General features: G+C 40.4%; 17 protein-coding genes and 3 tRNA genes. 15 read left to right on the top strand and 5 right to left on the bottom strand.

What is annotated here, in order from left to right:
• Positions 1–186 precede the first annotated feature (186 nt).
• From H5164_RS12610 to H5164_RS12585, 6 genes are all read left to right on the top strand, one after another.
• Positions 187–1,215, top strand: a complete 1,029-nt coding sequence (locus tag H5164_RS12610; RefSeq protein ID WP_182756428.1) for a hypothetical protein — start codon at positions 187–189, stop codon at positions 1,213–1,215.
• An 11-nt stretch (positions 1,216–1,226) separates the two neighbouring features.
• On the top strand, positions 1,227–1,586 hold the full coding sequence (locus H5164_RS12605; protein WP_182756426.1) for a hypothetical protein: 360 nt from the start codon (positions 1,227–1,229) through the stop codon (positions 1,584–1,586).
• A gap of 142 nt (positions 1,587–1,728) precedes the next feature.
• Positions 1,729–2,082, top strand: coding sequence for a hypothetical protein (locus tag H5164_RS12600; protein WP_182756424.1), 354 nt, complete (start codon positions 1,729–1,731; stop codon positions 2,080–2,082).
• 137 nt (positions 2,083–2,219) lie between these two features.
• Positions 2,220–2,579 carry a hypothetical protein gene (locus H5164_RS12595; protein WP_182756421.1) on the top strand — a complete coding sequence of 120 codons (360 nt, stop codon included), beginning with the start codon at positions 2,220–2,222 and terminating at the stop codon, positions 2,577–2,579.
• A gap of 242 nt (positions 2,580–2,821) precedes the next feature.
• Complete coding sequence (locus H5164_RS12590) at positions 2,822–3,073, top strand: hypothetical protein (protein ID WP_182756419.1); 252 nt, start codon at positions 2,822–2,824, stop codon at positions 3,071–3,073.
• Between the two features lie 183 nt (positions 3,074–3,256).
• On the top strand, positions 3,257–3,616 hold the full coding sequence (locus H5164_RS12585) for a hypothetical protein (RefSeq protein WP_182756417.1): 360 nt from the start codon (positions 3,257–3,259) through the stop codon (positions 3,614–3,616).
• Between the two features lie 128 nt (positions 3,617–3,744).
• Here the strand turns inward: H5164_RS12585 and msrA are convergent, their stop codons facing one another.
• Positions 3,745–4,224: a peptide-methionine (S)-S-oxide reductase MsrA gene (gene msrA, locus H5164_RS12580; RefSeq protein ID WP_124014938.1), complete on the bottom strand. Its 480-nt coding sequence runs from the start codon at positions 4,222–4,224 to the stop codon at positions 3,745–3,747.
• A 220-nt stretch (positions 4,225–4,444) separates the two neighbouring features.
• Between msrA and astE the strand changes: the two genes are divergently transcribed.
• The 5 genes from astE to nadA all read left to right on the top strand — a co-directional run bounded on the left by astE (position 4,445) and on the right by nadA (position 10,607).
• Positions 4,445–5,473, top strand: a complete 1,029-nt coding sequence (gene astE, locus H5164_RS12575) for a succinylglutamate desuccinylase (protein ID WP_182756415.1) — start codon at positions 4,445–4,447, stop codon at positions 5,471–5,473.
• Positions 5,474–5,629: 156 nt separating this feature from the next.
• Positions 5,630–6,808 carry a thiamine pyrophosphate-dependent dehydrogenase E1 component subunit alpha gene (locus H5164_RS12570; protein ID WP_124014936.1) on the top strand — a complete coding sequence of 393 codons (1,179 nt, stop codon included), beginning with the start codon at positions 5,630–5,632 and terminating at the stop codon, positions 6,806–6,808.
• Between the two features lie 3 nt (positions 6,809–6,811).
• The gene (locus tag H5164_RS12565) at positions 6,812–7,789 is read left to right on the top strand and encodes an alpha-ketoacid dehydrogenase subunit beta (RefSeq protein ID WP_124014935.1); all 978 of its coding nucleotides are present in this window, start codon (positions 6,812–6,814) and stop codon (positions 7,787–7,789) included.
• Between the two features lie 9 nt (positions 7,790–7,798).
• A complete protein-coding gene (locus H5164_RS12560; protein WP_182756413.1) occupies positions 7,799–9,436 on the top strand; it encodes a dihydrolipoyllysine-residue acetyltransferase in 1,638 nt (545 codons plus the stop codon).
• Between the two features lie 103 nt (positions 9,437–9,539).
• Positions 9,540–10,607, top strand: a complete 1,068-nt coding sequence (gene nadA, locus H5164_RS12555) for a quinolinate synthase NadA (RefSeq protein ID WP_182756411.1) — start codon at positions 9,540–9,542, stop codon at positions 10,605–10,607.
• 100 nt (positions 10,608–10,707) lie between these two features.
• Here nadA and H5164_RS12550 read toward each other — a convergent pair whose 3' ends face one another.
• From H5164_RS12550 to H5164_RS12540, 3 genes are all read right to left on the bottom strand, one after another.
• Positions 10,708–12,624: a methyl-accepting chemotaxis protein gene (locus H5164_RS12550; protein ID WP_182756410.1), complete on the bottom strand. Its 1,917-nt coding sequence runs from the start codon at positions 12,622–12,624 to the stop codon at positions 10,708–10,710.
• 467 nt (positions 12,625–13,091) lie between these two features.
• Entirely contained in the window at positions 13,092–14,102 is a 1,011-nt protein-coding gene (gene gap / locus H5164_RS12545; RefSeq protein WP_124014931.1) for a type I glyceraldehyde-3-phosphate dehydrogenase, read from the bottom strand.
• A 229-nt stretch (positions 14,103–14,331) separates the two neighbouring features.
• On the bottom strand, positions 14,332–15,162 hold the full coding sequence (locus H5164_RS12540) for a DUF2989 domain-containing protein (RefSeq protein ID WP_182723773.1): 831 nt from the start codon (positions 15,160–15,162) through the stop codon (positions 14,332–14,334).
• Between the two features lie 201 nt (positions 15,163–15,363).
• On the opposite strand from H5164_RS12540, the gene H5164_RS12535 reads away from it, so the two are divergent.
• The 4 genes from H5164_RS12535 (at position 15,364) to H5164_RS12520 (ending at position 17,438) form a co-directional block, all read left to right on the top strand.
• Positions 15,364–16,800, top strand: a complete 1,437-nt coding sequence (locus tag H5164_RS12535) for a glyceraldehyde-3-phosphate dehydrogenase (protein ID WP_182697410.1) — start codon at positions 15,364–15,366, stop codon at positions 16,798–16,800.
• A gap of 311 nt (positions 16,801–17,111) precedes the next feature.
• Positions 17,112–17,187 (top strand) — tRNA-Gly (locus tag H5164_RS12530).
• A 42-nt stretch (positions 17,188–17,229) separates the two neighbouring features.
• Positions 17,230–17,303: transfer RNA gene (locus tag H5164_RS12525), tRNA-Cys, on the top strand.
• A gap of 49 nt (positions 17,304–17,352) precedes the next feature.
• Positions 17,353–17,438 (top strand) — tRNA-Leu (locus H5164_RS12520).
• Between the two features lie 757 nt (positions 17,439–18,195).
• Here the strand turns inward: H5164_RS12520 and H5164_RS12515 are convergent.
• Positions 18,196–18,681 carry a MarR family winged helix-turn-helix transcriptional regulator gene (locus H5164_RS12515; RefSeq protein WP_124014928.1) on the bottom strand — a complete coding sequence of 162 codons (486 nt, stop codon included), beginning with the start codon at positions 18,679–18,681 and terminating at the stop codon, positions 18,196–18,198.
• Between the last annotated feature and the right edge of the window lie 48 nt (positions 18,682–18,729).

The following is an 18,729-nucleotide window of genomic DNA, read 5'->3' as shown; positions in this document are numbered from 1 at the left end:
GCATATCTTGGATCAGAAAAATAACATTTATTCCAATGAAACGACATTGCTAATAGCTAAGGCCTTATATTACTTTAAGAATTATACATCGTTTTTTTTTAATGATAATATAAACATTACTCACGGAATGAAGTTCAAACGATTCATCGTAGCTTCAATAGGATTGATTTTTTAAAGGACTAATCTATGTCAAATGATATAGAGCTATGCTATAGCAAAAGTAATACCTATCCAGTAAACCCAAATAACGAGCCAGCTTTTGCTACGTTTCAACAAGACAACCCACATATTAATAGTGCCTTTGTCTCTGCGGGCACTCCGTTTATTATGCGTAATGGAGCTAGCAATGGTTCTAATTGGCGAAAAGAACGCCCTGAATTAGTTTGCACGCTTAGTCAAATACAATCTTTACCGCAACAAGCAAAACGAAATATTGCTTTGATGGATGATATGTTTGGAGGCGAAAACCTACAAGCCCTCGCTGATTTTTATCAAGCTGAATTAGCACCCATGGTGCGCAATGAAAGCATCGGAGCCATAGGTGCAGCATCTACAGCTTTAGATACGAGATTAAGTAACTTTGCTAAAGCCGCTCATAAACTTCAAGATGCATTAGAGAAAGTTAGAATAGGCGCACAAGCAAAATATCCTAAAGCCAAAATGATGATGTTAGAACAAAACGCAAGGGAACTTGGGAAAGACTTCAATCAAAAATTCCTGACAGAAATCAATAAATACATTGGTCGGGTCAAAAGAAAAAGAGGTACTGTTTACAGTAATGCTGATCGTGGTATCAATAAAGCAAAAAGCGGTAGGTCCATAAAACCGATTCAATTTACCTCTACAGTTGATTTTCAAAATTTACGCGCTTTTGAAATGGGAGCAAATCTTCTCGGTAAAGGATTAATTGTGCTTGATGCTGGGATCCGTGCGGGCAATGTAAATGTTGATTATTTAGCTGGAGCCAATTGGCAAAAACGTGCAGCAGTTGAAACAGCCGGTTTTGGTATGGGTACTGCAGCAGGTTTATGGGGGGGAGGTCAAGTCGTAGCGGCAGGCCTAGGTGTTGCTATGCTAGCTACGCCAGTTGGATGGGTCATTATTATCGGTGCTGCCATATCGGTTGGAGTTGTAGCAGCTAAAGGTGGAGATATTGCTGGGAAATGGGCTGCCAATAAAGCCTATAATATCGGAGATTGGCTTAATAGCCTGTAAAGGAGGTATTCATGTCAGAACTATCAACTGAAGACTGGATGGGTATATTTTTTTGTATTACCTTCTGTATGTGGAGTATTGCTGTACTTTTGTTTGGCCGAATTACCGTTAAGCATATTGAGCGCGAAATGGCAAAAGAGGACATATTGCCGGCAGAATGGGATAAAGGCATAGGTATGAGATACCCCGCTTATGCGAGTATTATCATGCGCCCTAACGCTAAAAGGCATGCTTCTATTGTTGACATAGAAGCTACCAAGCGCTTTAGTCGAAAAGTCGACTGGTATTTGGCTGTATTTGTACAGATCTCTAGTGTTGTGTTTTTTACTCTTATGTTCACTGTTGCTTATCTATACGGCCCTGATAGCTAGCAAAATTGGTTGAGTTAATATTTAGATACGACGATAACAATTGGTATTGTGGTGACTAAGGCCGGTAATGGGATTGGGATATTCGGAGCTAATAAAGCCTTTAATTTAGGTGACAGGTTAAATGGCCTATTGCGAGGGATTTATGTTAGAACTATCAACTGAAAGTTGGATGGCAATATTATTTTTTATTACTCTTTGTATATGGTGTATTACAACTTTTTTATTTGGCCGCATTAGCGTTAAGCATATTCAGAGCGAAATGGCGAAAGAAGGTATAGCACCGCCTGTTTGGGATAAAGGAATAGGTACTATTATCGTTACTTACTCCTTAATTATGGTGTTCCCAAAGTTGAATCCAATAATTATCGATTTTGAAGCTGTTAGACGACATACGCGGAAAAAGGATAAAAAACTCGCATCATTATACGTTGCTTCCAGTGCTATTATTTTTATTATTGGGGTAACAATCTATTATTCATACATCTCTGATAGCTAGCCGATTTGATTGAGTGATTATTATTGGTTCATCCATTGAGGTTGGAGGGGGGCTAAATGGGTTATAGCTTGGAAATTCGGAGCCAATGAGTCCTATCATATAGGTGACTGTTTAAGCAGTTTATAATCGAGGTTTTCATGGATGAACTATCCACAGAAAGTTTGATGGCTATTATTGGCGGACTGTCATTTCTTATATGGGGGATCGCCATATTATTATTTGGTCAAATTACCGTTAAATATATTGAACGCGAGATGGCGAAAGAGGGGATATTACCTCCTGAATGGGATAAAGGTATCGGTATGAGGTATCCTGCATACGCAAGTATCATTATGCGTCCTAATGCAAAAAGAAACGCTTCCACTGTCGACATAGAGGCGACTAGACGTTTAAGTCGAAAACTTGATTGGTACTTGGCTGTATTCGTTCAGGTTTCGAGCGCTATTTTTTTTACTATTATGTTTACAGCCTATTTTTTATATGGTTCAGAAGACTAATTTGAAAATTATTCTTGTACTACTGGTACTACTGGTACTACTGGATATCTTGCAGCTAAAGTGGTGATTAATTTGATCAATGGACTGCATAGGTTCATGGTTGAATAATTTATAAGTGAGATATTGATGTCTGAACTTTCTGTTGAAAATTGGATGGCTATTATTGGTGTTTCAATATTTTTATTTCGGGTATATCAACATTCTTGTTTGGCCGCATTACTGTTAAGCATATTGAACGTGTAATGGCAAAAGAAGGAATAGATCCACCTATATGGGATAAGGGTATTGGTGCGCGAATTTTGGCTTATGCAGGGATAATTGCTTTCCCTAACCTCAAGCGACATGCTTCTCTTGTAAATATAGAGGCAACTAAACGCTTTACCCGGGAAAAAGATAAAAAACTTGCATGGTTGTATATTATTTCCGTGGCTAGCTTTTTTATTGTATTAATAGTTTTTTATTTATTTCTTGAACCCGACAAAATACTACGCTAAGTAACAGTTAACCATTTAGCTCCCATTTGTCTTGATTAGCAATAGCTCTGTTAACAACATCTGATGGTTAATTTTCTAAATTTTATCTGAGCTTTAATTGCGAAAGTTTATTATTTGATTCAATTTGTTAAAATTATGAAGCAAGCACTGAATTTATAAGACTAAGAGTGAGGGGTTGGACTCATGGCAGAACTATCCACAGAAAGCTGGATGGCGGTATTGTTTTTTATTGTATTGCTTATATGGGGTACGGCCATATTTTTATTTGGCCGTATTACTATTAAACATCTTGAGCAAGAAATGTTGAAAGAAGGGATAGAGCCCCCTGCTTGGGATAAAGGTATTGGTGCACGAATGGTTGCTTACGCTGGGGTTATTGCTTGGCCCAACCTCAAACGTCATGCTTCTCTTGTTAATATTGAAGCGACAAAGCGCTTTAGTCGAAGCAAAGACAAAAAACTTGCGTGGTTCTACATTATTTCTTCGGTAAGTATTTTTACTCTTGGATTATTTATTTACTATTTATATATCCATAAGAGTTAATAGTGTGTGTTTGTTTCATTGTTGAAATAAGGACATCCCTCTTATTTCAACAATGTGTCGTAAACTCAAAAATATCAGTGATTTTGGTTGATCACGTAATAAGAAAAGTATTATTTATCTCAATCCAATTAGTAAACCAAATGACAAGTTGGTAGGTTATTTTTTTCTAAATAATTCTGGTGATATTCCTCGGCTATGTGGAATGTTTGTATCGGTACAATTTCAGTCACAATATGACGCTGTCCCCATTTACCGCTGCGTGCTAATGCCAGCTTTGAGGTTTCAGCTTGGGCTTTTTGCTCTTTATCGTGAAAAAATATCGTACTGCGATATTGAGTGCCAATGTCGCCACCCTGCATGTTTAACATGGTCGGGTTATGGTTTTTCCAAAACACATCCAGTAGGTCGTTAAAACTGACCACTTCAGGATCAAATTCAACTTGGACAACTTCAGCATGGCCAGTGGAACCCGTCTTCACTTCTTTATAAGTTGTTGCAGTGTCTTTGCCACCCATGTAGCCACACGTTGCGTTACTGACGCCGTTAATTTCACGGAAAAAATATTCAACACCCCAAAAACAGCCTGCACCAAATGTTGCTAACGCCATGACATACCCTTAAAACATATTATAGAAGTCTAGATGGCTGTAATTGTGTTGAATATTGTGATGTTTTGCAAGCAAACTTTTATTAATAAATAAAACTAACATATGCCTGCAATAAAATAGTCTTTGGCTATGATAGAATCTGCCGTAATAGGCATCTTAGTTAACAGCCGTTTACGTCAAGTTTAACTACGCCATATAATAATGAGACAAGGAGTTGATAGTGTTATCTGACCTGATGATAAACCACGATTTTTTAGCCTATACCTTAGCAAATCCGACTCGACTACCAGCAGCGTATGACTTTATGTTAGCCCAACATACTCGGGTTGATGTATTAGATACTGGGGTGATTGTATTTACGCCAACAACTGCCACTAAAGACATAGTGTTGTCATGTGCCGTGCACGGTAATGAAACTGCGCCAATTGAAATATGCAATCAACTGATTAAAGATTTGCTGACTCAACGTATAGTGGCCAAGCAGCGTGTAATGTTTTTAATCGGTAATCCCGCTGCGATCATTAATAAAACCCGTTTTATTTATGAAAACATGAATCGCCTATTTAGCGGTGCGCATTCAAAGGGCGAGGGTTTAACTCACCCAGAGCGCCATCGAGCTAAAGCGTTAGAGCAATACGTGGCTGACTTTTTCAATGCCAATAGCGACAATCAACGCATTCATTACGACTTACATACTGCAATCCGTGCTTCAAAGCATGAAAAGTTTGCCATTTACCCATACCGTCCAGGTCGTGCTTTTAGCGGCGAGCAAATTATGTTTTTGGCGGCATGTGGTGTTGATACCATGTTATTCCATCATGAACCGACAACTACGTTTAGCTATTACTCCTCAGAGCAATTTCAAGCAGATGCATTTACCGTTGAATTAGGAAAAGTGATGCCATTTGGTCAAAACGACATGAGTCGTTTTGCGCAAACTCATACTATGCTTGAAAAACTGGTTACTGAGCCTCAGTTAGCGCCTGTTGAGTTTGACGCAAGTAAGGTCAACTTGTATAAGGTGTCTAGGTCGATTAATAAACATTTCGATGACTTTGAATTTAGCTTTGCTGGTGATGCAGAAAACTTCAGTGCTTTTAGTCAGGGGGCTGTGTTAGCGACAGAAGGTGGTAAAGCGATCACCGTCGAACAGCCACAAGAGGCCATTGTATTTCCGAATGCAAATGTACCCATTGGGCAGCGTACAGTGCTATGTTTAGTACCTGCACCGAACGAGTCAATCTTATAGTCGTAAAGCAATATATACATGTCAATCGTGAGTAAAATACGTTTACAGTGAGAGTAAGTATTGATAGGTAGTTTACGTTAACGTAATGTCTACTCGCATAGTATAAATAGAGCCATGTTTATGTTGAACATGGCTTAACAATAACAAGAGCATAATATGAGCAACGCACCACTGACCAATGAAACAGTGCACCGTGTCAGCTTCTTAGACAAAGCGTCATTGCACATCCCCATTTTGCGTATTTTGCAAGCTGATGGCACCACATATGAAAATGCGGTTTTACCAGTAATCGACAAGGCTCTGGCCGAAAAAATATTTGATACCTGTGTTTTTACACGAGTATTAGACGAGCGTATGTTGGGTGCGCAACGTCAAGGACGAATTAGTTTTTACATGACCTGTACCGGTGAAGAAGCCTCAATTATCGGCAGCACAGCAGCGCTGGATAAAGACGACGTCATTTTGGCTCAATATCGCGAACACGCCTCATTGCGTTATCGTGGATTTAGTACTGAACAATTTATGAATCAAATGTTCAGTAACGAGAAAGATTTAGGTAAAGGTCGCCAAATGCCGATCCATTACGGCAGCCGTGAACTCAATTACCAAACCATTTCGTCACCACTGGCAACGCAAATTCCGCAGGCGACTGGTGTTGCTTATGGTATGAAGTTACAAGGCAAGCGTAATGTGGCCATTTGTTATTTTGGTGAAGGCGCTGCATCAGAAGGTGACTTCCATGCTGGTTTGAATATGGCTGCAGTACTCAAGTCTCCTACCATCTTTTTCTGTCGCAACAATGGTTATGCTATTTCTACCCCAACCGAAGAGCAATTTGCCGGTAACGGTATTGCCAGTCGCGGCGTAGGTTACGGTATGCATACCATACGTGTAGACGGTAACGACATGCTCGCAGTGCTAGCCGCTACGCAACAAGCTCGAGCTCACGCATTAGAGCACAATGCTCCGGTATTGATTGAAGCTATGACATATCGTTTGGGTGCGCATTCTTCATCAGACGATCCATCTGGGTATCGTTCAAAAGAAGAAGAAGCAAAATGGCAACAGCACGACCCAGTAAAACGTTTTAAATTGTGGATGATCAACAAAGATTGGCTTACTGAAGCCGATGAAGCCAAGTTATTTGAACGTTATCGCGAAGAAGTGTTAGCGGCAGTTAAAGTGGCTGAAAAGTTGCCGGTGCCGAAACTCGACGAAATTATCGAAGATGTGCTTGATAAACCAACTCCAGCGCTTAGAAAACAGCTTAAAGAGTTGAAAGAGCATATCGCTAAGTATCCAAAAGCCTATCCAAAAAGCGCAGGGAGACTCTAAATCGTGGCTCAAATGAATATGTTACACGCCATCAATGAGGCGTTATCAATAGCCATGACTGCCGATGAGCGCATGGTGATTTTTGGTGAAGATGTGGGTCACTTTGGTGGCGTTTTTCGTGCGACTTCTGGTCTGCAAGAACAGTTTGGTCGTGATCGTTGTTTCAACACACCGCTAACAGAGCAAGGCATTGCAGGTTTTGCTAATGGCTTAGCATCTTATGGTATGACTGCGGTTGCTGAAATTCAGTTCGCTGATTATATTTTTCCAGCATTCGATCAAATAGTTAATGAATCAGCAAAATTTAGATACCGCAGTGGTAATCAATTTGATGTGGGTGGATTAACCTTCCGAACCCCTTATGGCGGTGGGATAGCAGGTGGTCATTATCACTCACAATCTCCTGAAGCCTATTTTACCCAAACACCAGGCCTAAAAGTGGTTATTCCACGCAATCCAGAACAAGCAAAAGGATTGTTGTTGGCATCTATTCGCGATCCAAACCCGGTTATTTTCTTTGAACCTAAGCGTTTATACCGCGCATCTGTTGGCGAAGTGCCAGCCGGTGACTACGTTATCGAATTAGGTAAAGCACAAGTGGTTAAGCAGGGCAGTGATATTACAGTCCTGGCTTGGGGCGCACAGATGGAAATCGTTGAAAAAGCCTGTGAGCGAGCGGAAAAAGAAGGTATTTCATGTGAAATTATCGACTTACGTACTATCGCACCATGGGATGTTGAAACCATCGCTAAATCAGTCACCAAAACCGGTCGTTTACTGATTAACCATGAAGCCCCTTTAACCGGTGGTTTTGCTGGCGAGATTGCCGCAACGATCCAACAAGAATGTTTCTTATCGCTTGAGTCACCAATTTGTCGAGTGTGCGGCTTAGATACGCCTTATCCATTAGTGCATGAAAAAGAATACATGCCAGATGAGTTAAAGACCTTCGAAGCTATCAAGGCCACAGTTGCTTATTAGGAGTAAGATATGATTAAAGATTTTATTTTACCTGACATCGGCGAAGGTGTAGTGGAATGTGAATTAGTCGATTGGTTAGTCAGTGAAGGTGACATGGTTACCGAAGACCAACCGATTGCTGATGTAATGACTGACAAAGCCTTAGTACAAATTCCTGCGCCACATGCCGGAAAAATCACTAAGCTTTATTACGCTAAAGGCGAAATAGCCATAGTGCATCAGCCATTATATGCGGTTGAGATGGACGGTGATGACACCTCTAGTGTGTCTGAGACTCCTGTAGCTGCTGTCACTCCGGTTAAAGAAGCTGTTAACGATACATCGGCTAATCACGCTCCTGTTGACAGGGATAACTCTGTCGCTGCGACAACAAAAAGCTCATCAAATATTGAAGAATTCTTACTACCCGATATTGGTGAAGGAATTGTTGAATGTGAGCTAGTTGACTGGTTGGTAGAAGAAGGCGATATGGTGGTCGAAGACCAACCGATTGCTGATGTCATGACAGATAAAGCGTTAGTGCAAATTCCGGCGATGAAAGCCGGTAAAATAGTTAAACTGCATTACCGTAAGGGTCAGCTTGCTAAAGTGCATTCGCCTCTATTTTCCATCGAAGTCGAAGCTGATGCTGATAGTGCATCTGCTAGCGTTGACGTGGTTCAACAGGCTCAAGCAGCTGCACCACATGTTAATCTAGAGCCCGTTGCCCAAGGTAAAGCGTTAGCCAGCCCAGCTGTTCGCCGTATGGCGCGGACACTCGATATAAATATCGCAACTGTAGTGGGTACGGGCAAAAATGGCCGTGTTTACAAAGAAGATATTGAACGTCATCAGCAAGGTGCAAGTGCCTCTCAACCCGCTGCAAATACAAATGCTGCTTCATCGTCTGCTGATCAAGTTACAAGTCCTGTCAGTGGTCAATTAGTTAGCCCTGCTTCAGCAAGTGATCGTGTTGAACCTATCAAAGGCGTCAAAGCTATTATGGCTAAAATGATGGTTGAGTCAGTATCGACAATTCCACATTTTACCTATTGCGAAGAATTTGACTTAACTGAATTGGTTGCTTTGCGTGAAAGTATGAAGCAGCGCTACTCAACCGACGAAGTGAAGCTCACTATGATGCCATTCTTTATGAAGGCCATGTCGTTAGCTATCAATGAATTTCCGATCTTGAACAGTCAAGTAAACGCTGATTGTACTGAACTCACATATAAGTCGCGCCATAATATTGGTATGGCAGTTGATTCTAAAGTGGGTTTATTGGTTCCGAATGTTAAAGATGTGCAAAATAAGTCTATTTTAGATATTGCCGCTGACATTTCACGCTTAACCACAGCTGCACGCAGCGGCCGTGTGTCACCAGCCGATTTAAAAGATGGGACTATTTCAATTTCTAATATCGGTGCATTGGGCGGCACGATAGCAACACCTATCATTAATAAACCTGAAGTGGCGATTGTGGCATTAGGTAAGTTACAGATACTGCCTCGATTTAACGCCAAAGGTGAAGTTGAAGCACGTAAGATTATGCAAGTTAGCTGGTCTGGCGATCACCGCGTTATTGACGGTGGCACCATAGCTCGCTTCTGTAATTTATGGAAACACTACCTAGAGCAACCACAAGAAATGCTCTTAGCCATGCGTTAATAATGATTAAGCTATCTTATGCAAAAGGACGCTAACGCGTCCTTTTGTTTTAAGTGGCTTTTTCGTATAATACACAAACAATGTAAATCGATTGGAACTTTGTATGAGTCTGTCGGCACCTAAAATTGAAACTATTGAATATCCGTTTCCGCCCAAACCTGCCGTGTTGTCTGACGCTGAAAAAGCACAATATAAAGCACGTATCAAACAGTTATTGATTGATCAAAATGCAGTCCTTGTTGCCCATTATTATACCGATCCTGAAATTCAAGCATTAGCTGAAGAAACTGGTGGTTGTGTGTCAGATTCTTTAGAAATGGCTCGCTTTGGTCGCGATCACCCAGCAAAGACATTAATTGTTGCTGGGGTTAAGTTTATGGGCGAAACCGCTAAAATCTTAAGCCCTGAAAAAACCATTTTAATGCCCACTCTAGACGCAACCTGTTCGTTAGATCTAGGTTGTCCGATTGAGCAATTTAATGAGTTTTGCGATGCTCATCCAGATCATACTGTTGTGGTGTATGCCAACACCTCTGCAGCAGTAAAAGCTCGTGCAGATTGGGTGGTCACCTCAAGCATTGCTTTAGAAATTGTTGAGCATCTCGATAGCCAAGATAAAAAAATTATCTGGGCACCCGATCGCCACTTAGGCTCCTACATCAATACACAAACTGGCGCCGACATGTTGTTATGGCAAGGCGAGTGTATTGTGCATGATGAGTTTCAAGCTAAAGCATTGCGCGAGCTTAAAAAGCAGCATCCTGGCGCAGCCATTTTGGTTCACCCAGAGTCACCAGCTAGTGTGGTTGAGCTTGCTGATTCTGTAGGTTCTACCAGTCAGTTGATTAAAGCGGCGCAAACCATGGCCAACGACACCTTTATTGTTGCCACGGATCGCGGTATTTTTTATAAAATGCAGCAGGCTGCTCCAGGTAAAACCTTGCTCGAAGCCCCAACCGGCGGCAACGGTGCCACCTGTAAGAGTTGTGCCCATTGCCCGTGGATGGCCATGAACGGCTTGCAAGCTATCGAAGCTTCACTAGTTGATAGCGATAAAACTAATCATGAAATATTTGTTGATGATGAACTGCGCGTCAAAGCACTCATCCCACTAACTCGCATGCTCGATTTTGCCAAAGAATTGAATATGAAAGTGAAGGGCAACGCATAAGTAAATAGCTAAGTTTGCGAATCAATTACTAGCCTGATAAAAAACCGACTCCATGTCGGTTTTTTATTCTCAATTGTTATTGTTGTGGTGCGGTATTCTGTTAAATTTTAAATTGCCCAACTAAGGTATTAAGTTGCTTAGACAAATCAGCAAGGTCCTCGCTTGCCTTGGCTGTTTGCATTGCACCATCCGTAGTCTTAGTAACGATATAGTTGATGTTATTGATGTTTTTATTAATCTCATTTGATACCGCACATTGTTCATTTGCTGCACTGGCGATTTGAATATTCATCTCAGTGATAGTATTGACCGCTGCAAAAATGTCATCGAGCGCTCGGTCGGCATTATTTGCCTGTGCTACACAAGAATCTGTGACCTTACTACTTTCTTTCATGACTTGAACTGCTTTCGCTGCACCACTTTGTAATTGTTCTATCATGGCTTGAATGTCTTGGGTTGAGGCCTGTGTTCGGCTTGCTAAGGTTCGAACTTCATCAGCAACAACAGCAAAGCCTCTGCCTTGTTCGCCAGCGCGAGCAGCTTCGATTGCGGCATTCAGAGCTAACAAATTAGTTTGATCAGAAATATTGCGGATTACTTCCAGTACACTATCAATGGCTGTTGTTTGGCTTTGTAAATGTGAAACAGTTTCTGTCGCAATGTTGATTTCTGATGCTAATTGATTAATTTCTGATGACACTGCGCTGACGACAAGTTTTCCCGTTTCTGTTGCTTCATTGGCTTTTTGGGCAGCATCAGCTGCTTGAGTAGCATTTTGTGCAACCTCTTGAACGGTTGCACTCATTTCATTCATCGCGGTCGCAACCTGCTCAGTTTCCTGTTGCTGTTGAACGGTATCAGCTCGTGTTTCAAGTGTAATATTAGATAAGCGTTCAGCAGAGTTATTAAGCAGCTGAGTAGCTGACATCACTTGGGTAATTGTGCTATGAACCTTGGTAGCAAATTGGTTGAATGCTTTGGATAGCTGAGTAATTTCATCGTTGCCGATAACGGTTAAACGCAGTGTTAAGTCGCCATCGCCATCTGCAATATTATTCATCGTGTTAGTAGTAGTATTAATTGGCTTTGTAATACTTCTGCTTACCACCCAAGCAATGGCTATCCCTAATAATAACGCAATAATACCTACAAAAATCATAGTTAAAGATACTGTCTTTAGTGCACTCGTATTATGAGTACGATCCATTGCGATTTCTAGGACGCCAATAGGTTGACCAGAAAAATCTTTTATTTGACGTAAGTAGATAGCATAGGGGGTGTCGTTTAATGTTGACTGGCTATTAAGCACTTCACCATTAAATGCTTGCGTTAAATCGGCATTATTTGAAAAACTATTAGGTTTTGTTGTGGTTCCAAAAGCTTCAAATCGTCCATTTTTCTCAGTGTAGAGAGCAATATCGACGTTATAATCTTTTTTAAATTCGTCAAAAAATGTTTGTCCAAAAGACATACCAAACTCAACAGAGCCAATATGTTTGTTTTGATAATTTATCGGCATAATTCCGCGAATGCCTATCCCAGCGACTCCTTTTTCTAGTCCTTTAACCGCTTTTTTGTCTCGATTTGCGACAACGATGGTTTGTCTAAAAGAGGATAAATCATCCCCAAACTCCTCTTGCTTGTGAACCCTTAAAAAGGACGTCGCAGGAGGTAAGTGGAACTGGAATTGACGAACGCCATAACTATTTTTTAATGAGTCGAAAAGCGGAATAGTTCTAGCCGCTAATTCATTTCTATTGCCCTCACTGAATAGCTTTTGTAATTCTCTATCGCTAGCAATGACAGTTGCTAAAGCTTGAGCCAATTTCCCTGTTGATTCAATATCAGCTGTAGCCGTTTCATATAGCTTGTGTAGCTCGCGTTGCTCGGCGCTATCGATAGTGGCTGAGAATTCAGATAGTACGAAAGGAATAACGGTACCCATGACTAAAAACAATACAATGGCAATACCTAAGATAATACGGTTGCCGATAGTTAAATTAAATTTGCTCGCCATTTTTAATTCCTTTGACCTTTTGTAAATAAATAATATTTAATGATTTAAAATATCAGCTATAAACAGAAAATAAACAAGGCTCTATTGGTCGAATTTTGTGCTCTATGTTGTAATAACTTATCTTTACTCATAATTAAATTCATTTCATTACTCTCATTCCATTTTGTACGATTAATAGACTAGTGAACGAATTGAAATAGAAGGGGAGTCGAATCTGTCTTACTTTATTTAGTGCTATTTGACTTCGTCACTTATAAGCAATAGATATTGGGTAATAGGATATGACAGCTAACAGTGTATGTATGATTTTAGCGTGTTGATAAAATTTTAGGCGATGAATTTAATGATAATAGAAAATTGCAGTATTATTTGGATCCCCGAGCGATGAACTAACTTTTTAATAAATAAAAAAGCCCCGCAAATGCGAGGCTATTAAGTAGATCTTAACGAGCTAATTTATAGTTTAATTACTTAGCGTTCATTAACGCAACAGCGTTGTCTAACATGCGGTTACTGAAACCCCATTCGTTGTCATACCATGACATTACTTTCACTAATCGACCGTTAACACGAGTTTGTGTAGCGTCGAAATTAGAAGAGAAAGGATTATGGTTGAAGTCGATAGACACTAATGGCTCTTCATTAATCGCTAATACTTCAGACATTGGTGACGTTAGTGAAGCACGGGTAATGATGGCATTCACTTCTTCAACAGTGGTATCTCTAGAGGCTAAGAATGTTAAATCAACTAAAGACACGTTGATTGTTGGCACTCGTACCGCTAAACCGTCAAATTTACCCATAAGCTCAGGAACCACTAAACCTACTGCAGCTGCTGCACCGGTTTTAGTTGGTATCATTGACATTGCTGCAGCGCGAGCACGCCGTAAATCTGTGTGGTATACATCAGATAGACGTTGATCATTGGTGTAAGAGTGGATCGTGGTCATCAAACCAGATTCAATACCAATTTCATCATTTAACGGCTTAGCAATAGGTGCAAGGCAGTTAGTGGTACATGATGCACCAGAAATGACTGTCATGTCTGAAGTTAATATATCGTTATTCACACCATATACGATTGTGGCATCAACATTCTTACCAGGAGCTGAAATAATAACTTTCTTAGCACCAGCAGTAAGGTGTGGTTGCACAGATTCTTTAGATGTGAAAATACCCGTACATTCAAAGACAACATCAATTTTTAATTCTGCCCAAGGTAACTTTGATGGGTCACGTTCTTGGAAAGTTAAAATTTTGTCGCCATTAACATAGATAGCTTCATCGTCATGATCAACTTTCGCGTTGAAACGACCATGTACAGTATCGTACTTAGTTAAATGAGCATTAATAGAAGCATCACCTAAATCGTTTAACGCAACGATTTCGATTGGGTAATCTTTGTCGCTTTCGTACAGTGCACGTAGAACGTTTCTACCGATACGGCCATAGCCGTTAATTGCTACACGGATAGTCATCTCATATCCCTCAAGTTAAAATAATTTGGTGGCATATCATTCGCCTGGTTGTAAAATTACCAAATTGGCCGTAATAATCAAGTTAAATCACCCAAATATGCCGAATTAAGCCAATAATATTCGTATTTTTTTTACATTTAGCCCATTTTGAAGATATTTTAAGCACAGTTTTGTAAGTAATAATAAATTTAATAAGCCACAAAATGGATTCAAAGTTCACAATCCTAGCTTATTTTAATAATGCTTCACTGTGACTATTGGCAAATTGTTCGCTCATTACCACTGAAACGAGTTCAATGGCTTGACTGTCTAATGTCGATGCAAGCGCTTGATCCCCCTTAATGATAGCTAATAACTGTTGTTCATCTGCTTGGTTTTCACTGATCAATAAGTTGGCTCTGGTCAACAGGTATTCTTTTTCACTATCTTGTTGTTGGCGGTAAATAGAAGCGAGAGCTAAAAACCAGTCAGGATCAATATCTGCTGGCTTGGTGGTAGCAAGCAAATGCAAATAAAGCGTTTTGGCATCATTAGGCGAAACTCTCACATAATAGGCTGCTAGTTGAGTAATGATATCGTTATCGACAAGCAATCCTTGCTTATAAGTGTTTTCTACAATCGCTAATCCTGCTTGATCGTTAAAACGCATCCAACGATAAAAAGCTAAATGCACTTCGTTATTTGCACGGGTGGTTTCTTGAAGTTCGCTGAGTGTCTGAGTGCTTACCGCAAAAGCGCGTTCTCGATCACGGGTTCGGTCAGTATTAATTTTATGTTGTACACCAGCAGCCAATTCGATGCATTTACTGTATTTCTCTAAGTAAATAAGTTGCTGGTAAAGTTGTTTACCTGTAGGCGATGAGCTCTGTTTTAACGCATATCTGTGGCGGATCAGGTCACCTTTCTCAAATCGGCACCAACTATCTTTGTGTAAATCACTACAAAGTTCAGGATTATTTTTACAAATAAGGTCGCTGTTTCGGTCATTATCGCAGCCAAAAAGGCCAAAACAGGCCCCGATAACTGTAAATGATGTAATTAATACAAAATTATGGCTCAAAAGCGTCTCCGAGCGGTAAATTGTCTAATAAAATTACACATTTACCGAAAATTTGTTACTAGCGAAATCGGCTGTATTTCTTTACAATGTCGGCGACCAACAGGGGGCCACCCCCATACAATATACTAAATTATTGGTCTTTTCTTTTTGTTACTCAAACCTTTCTGAAAAAACGAGAAAAGTGAGATAAAGGATCCCTACATGAGCGCAGATAAACATTTACAAAGTTGGCAAGAACGTTTCGAAATGGCAGAAGCAATGCAACCGTTGCTTGGCAAGTTGTATCGTAACCAAGGTATTGAGGTTATGGTATATGGTAAACCACTACTCAATGCATCAACCATCGAAATCATTAAGTCACACCGTTTAGTACGTCGTCATGTCGGTGAAAAATTACGTCTTCGTGAAAGTTTCCCATTTGTTGTAGCACTTAGCAAATTAGCCATCAAGCATTGCCGAGTCGATATTGGTAAATTAGCGATTAATTACTGGCGTGATAACAAGGATGCAAGTGGTATCGAAGCTTATATGGCACAGGAGTTGTCAGAAGCGGTTAATCATGGTGATGACACCCCAGCTCGTGATGTTGTACTTTATGGCTTCGGTCGAATAGGGCGTTTGTTAGCTCGATTACTCATTGAGCGTACTGGTAAAAGTAATAAAATGCGCCTTCGTGCCATTGTATTGCGTGGTGGTAAAAAAGGTGATTTAGAAAAGCGTGCCAGTTTATTACGTCGTGACTCAGTACACGGACCATTTAATGGTTCGGTTGAAGTTGACGAAGAAAACAACGCAATTATTGCCAATGGAACTTACATTCAAGTCATTTACGCTAACTCACCAGATGAAGTTGATTACACTAAGTATGATATTAACAACGCGTTAATTGTTGATAACACAGGTATTTGGAAAGATGAAGCTGGTTTAGGTTTACACCTTAAGAGCCCTGGAGCAGCAAAAGTATTATTAACAGCTCCAGCCAAAGGTGCGATTAAAAATATCGTTTACGGCGTTAATGAAAACGATATCCTTGATTTAGACACCATAGTGTCAGCGGCAAGTTGTACAACTAATGCCATCACACCAGTGTTAAAAGCGGTTAATGACAAATATGTGATTGAAAATGGTCACGTAGAAACGATTCACTCATATACCAACGATCAAAATTTAATTGATAACTATCACAGTGCAGATCGCCGTGGACGTAGCGCTCCGCTTAACATGGTCATTACCGAAACAGGCGCGGCTAAAGCTGTTGCTAAAGCATTGCCTATATTAGCGGGTAAACTAACCGGTAACGCGATTCGCGTTCCAACGCCTAACGTCTCTATGGCTATCATCAGTGTTAATTTACAACACGAAACTAATCGTGATGAACTGAATGAATACTTAAAAGATGTCGCATTGCAATCTGGGTTACAAAATCAAATCGATTTTACTGAATCGACTGAAATTGTTTCAAGTGACTTAGTGGGTTCACGTTATGCAGGTGTTGTCGATTCACAAGCAACGATTGCAGAGGGTAAACGTGCCATTTTGTACGTATGGTATGACAACGAATTTGGTTATAGCTGCCAGGTTGTTGGCGTTATGCAAAAAATGCTTGGCTTAACCACATTATCACTACCTAAAAACTAATATTTAATTAGTACCAAGTTTGCTGACAGTGGATGTTTAACAAGGTTTGCAAAGTGAATATCGCTGTTTATTGAGTACTTACCCAGGTATGTAGTCTTGAAAGCATCTCTTTGGAGATGCTTTTTTATCCGCCTTGTAATATATTTAATCAGAATGATGATTTATGCATCAAACAGTCATTTTGTTGCAATAAATCTGTTTTTATTGATTGACTATCAGAGCTAAAACGGTAGAATGCCATTCCGCAGTCAGGGGAAACATCCTCTTATTGCAACGTCTCGTTTTAAATAGAGCGTTAAAGAGATACAAATGCGACATTAGCTCAGTTGGTAGAGCGATACCTTGCCAAGGTATAGGTCATCGGTTCGAACCCGATATGTCGCTCCAATTTCTTATCTCCTCCGATGGATTTGATTTTGGTTAAAGCATGGCGCGATGGCAGAATGGCTATGCTACGGATTGCAAATCCGTCTATCTCGGTTCGACTCCGGGTCGCGCCTCCACAAAATTGCGTTTAATTGTTACTTTTAGTAGCGGTCAAAACAACACTTTGCCCGAGTGGTGGAATCGGTAGACACAAGGGATTTAAAATCCCTCGCTGAATAAGCGTGCCGGTTCAAGTCCGGCCTCGGGTACCATTATTTATAGTAAGAAATTACATACTTAAGTATGGTGTAAAAAAGCCTCAACAATAGTTGGGGCTTTTTTACGTCTGCAATTTGGCTTATATATTCAAAGGTAAGAAGATATAAGCAGAGAAGATAAAATCCCTCGCGCTCTGGTTGAACATCAGGCGTACAGGCGCAAGTCCGGCCTCGGGTACCATTATAATCTCTAGCAATAGAGAGTGGTGTAAAAAAGCCTCAACATTAGTTGGGGCTTTTTTACGTCTGTAATTTAGCTTACACATTAAGTGATAAGTAGATAGATAAAAAGCTGAAAAGATAAAATCCCTCGCGCTCTGGTTGAACATCAGGCGTACAGGCGCAAGTCCGGCCTCGGGTACCATTATAATCTCTAGAAATAGAGAGTGGTGTAAAAAAGCCTACCCATGCAGTGATAAGTAGAGAGATAAAAAGCTGAAAAGATAAAATCCTTCGCGCTCAACTTGAACATCAGGCGTACAGGCGCAGGTTAATTTGATGATACATCGCGTATTGCTCTTGATATTTTGAGCTGATTTTAGATATAGCCACAATGTGCCTTGCATGAGTTAAAGGCCAGTAATGAGCTTGGTGTGAATTTGGTATGAAGTTGATATTTTAATCGGGTTGCACTGCAAGGCATCGAAATGATTGCTAAGCAATAGCATCATCTGGAGGGCTAAGAGATTAAAGGCTAGACTAGCAGCTTATAACGCAAGATTATTCTTGCGCTACAGGCTGTAAAGGGGACTTATTGAGCAGGATCGTCTACTTGAATTTGGCCGACGTACAATACAGGCGCCGCATCAATATCATTTGCATCCATCATGGTGGCGATGCGCTCAACGGCCGACAATAATTGGCTTTGTTCCCATTCTTCAAGATTTTGATAACGCATAATAAAATGCTCTTGTAGCGGTTTAGGTGCACTGTTTAATAATGTTTTACCAGCATCACTCAATGACAAGTGTACTTTGCGCTTGTCAGTTTCACTGCGCGTTCTAATCACCATGCCACGATTTTCGAGTCGATCAATTATGGTCGTCACTGTCGCCGCACTTAAATTAATCTCTTGCGCTATTTTTTTTGCTAATGGTGCTTCAAGTTGATCCACTTTCTGCATAACCATTAATTGTGGTCCAGTCAGACCGGATAGTTTATTTAATTGACGCGAGTGAATATCAATAGCTCTGATCACTCGCCGTAATGAAATTAGTAGTTGTTCGTATTTTTCCATAATCCCCTCATAATTCACCACGCACCATAACAGAATTCAGCTTATGAC

The sequence above is a fragment of the Shewanella sp. SG41-3 genome (assembly GCF_014164545.1).
GTDB lineage: Bacteria > Pseudomonadota > Gammaproteobacteria > Enterobacterales > Shewanellaceae > Shewanella > Shewanella vesiculosa.
The sequence above is the reverse complement of the archived record's forward strand: the minus strand, read 5'-3'. Positions and strand labels throughout refer to the sequence as shown.

What these genes read in the sequence shown, in the direction of transcription:
- H5164_RS12605 (WP_182756426.1), top strand. Translation starts at nt 1,227, where the DNA reads ATGTCAGAACTATCAACTGAAGACTGGATGGGTATATTTTTTTGTATT.
- H5164_RS12585 (WP_182756417.1), top strand. Translation starts at nt 3,257, where the DNA reads ATGGCAGAACTATCCACAGAAAGCTGGATGGCGGTATTGTTTTTTATT.
- H5164_RS12600 (WP_182756424.1), top strand. Translation starts at nt 1,729, where the DNA reads ATGTTAGAACTATCAACTGAAAGTTGGATGGCAATATTATTTTTTATT.
- H5164_RS12535 (WP_182697410.1), top strand. Translation starts at nt 15,364, where the DNA reads ATGAGCGCAGATAAACATTTACAAAGTTGGCAAGAACGTTTCGAAATG.
- msrA (WP_124014938.1), bottom strand. Translation starts at nt 4,224, where the DNA reads ATGGCGTTAGCAACATTTGGTGCAGGCTGTTTTTGGGGTGTTGAATAT.
- H5164_RS12550 (WP_182756410.1), bottom strand. Translation starts at nt 12,624, where the DNA reads ATGGCGAGCAAATTTAATTTAACTATCGGCAACCGTATTATCTTAGGT.
- gap (WP_124014931.1), bottom strand. Translation starts at nt 14,102, where the DNA reads ATGACTATCCGTGTAGCAATTAACGGCTATGGCCGTATCGGTAGAAAC.
- H5164_RS12610 (WP_182756428.1), top strand. Translation starts at nt 187, where the DNA reads ATGTCAAATGATATAGAGCTATGCTATAGCAAAAGTAATACCTATCCA.
- nadA (WP_182756411.1), top strand. Translation starts at nt 9,540, where the DNA reads ATGAGTCTGTCGGCACCTAAAATTGAAACTATTGAATATCCGTTTCCG.
- H5164_RS12590 (WP_182756419.1), top strand. Translation starts at nt 2,822, where the DNA reads ATGGCAAAAGAAGGAATAGATCCACCTATATGGGATAAGGGTATTGGT.
- H5164_RS12515 (WP_124014928.1), bottom strand. Translation starts at nt 18,681, where the DNA reads ATGGAAAAATACGAACAACTACTAATTTCATTACGGCGAGTGATCAGA.
- H5164_RS12560 (WP_182756413.1), top strand. Translation starts at nt 7,799, where the DNA reads ATGATTAAAGATTTTATTTTACCTGACATCGGCGAAGGTGTAGTGGAA.
- H5164_RS12570 (WP_124014936.1), top strand. Translation starts at nt 5,630, where the DNA reads ATGAGCAACGCACCACTGACCAATGAAACAGTGCACCGTGTCAGCTTC.
- H5164_RS12595 (WP_182756421.1), top strand. Translation starts at nt 2,220, where the DNA reads ATGGATGAACTATCCACAGAAAGTTTGATGGCTATTATTGGCGGACTG.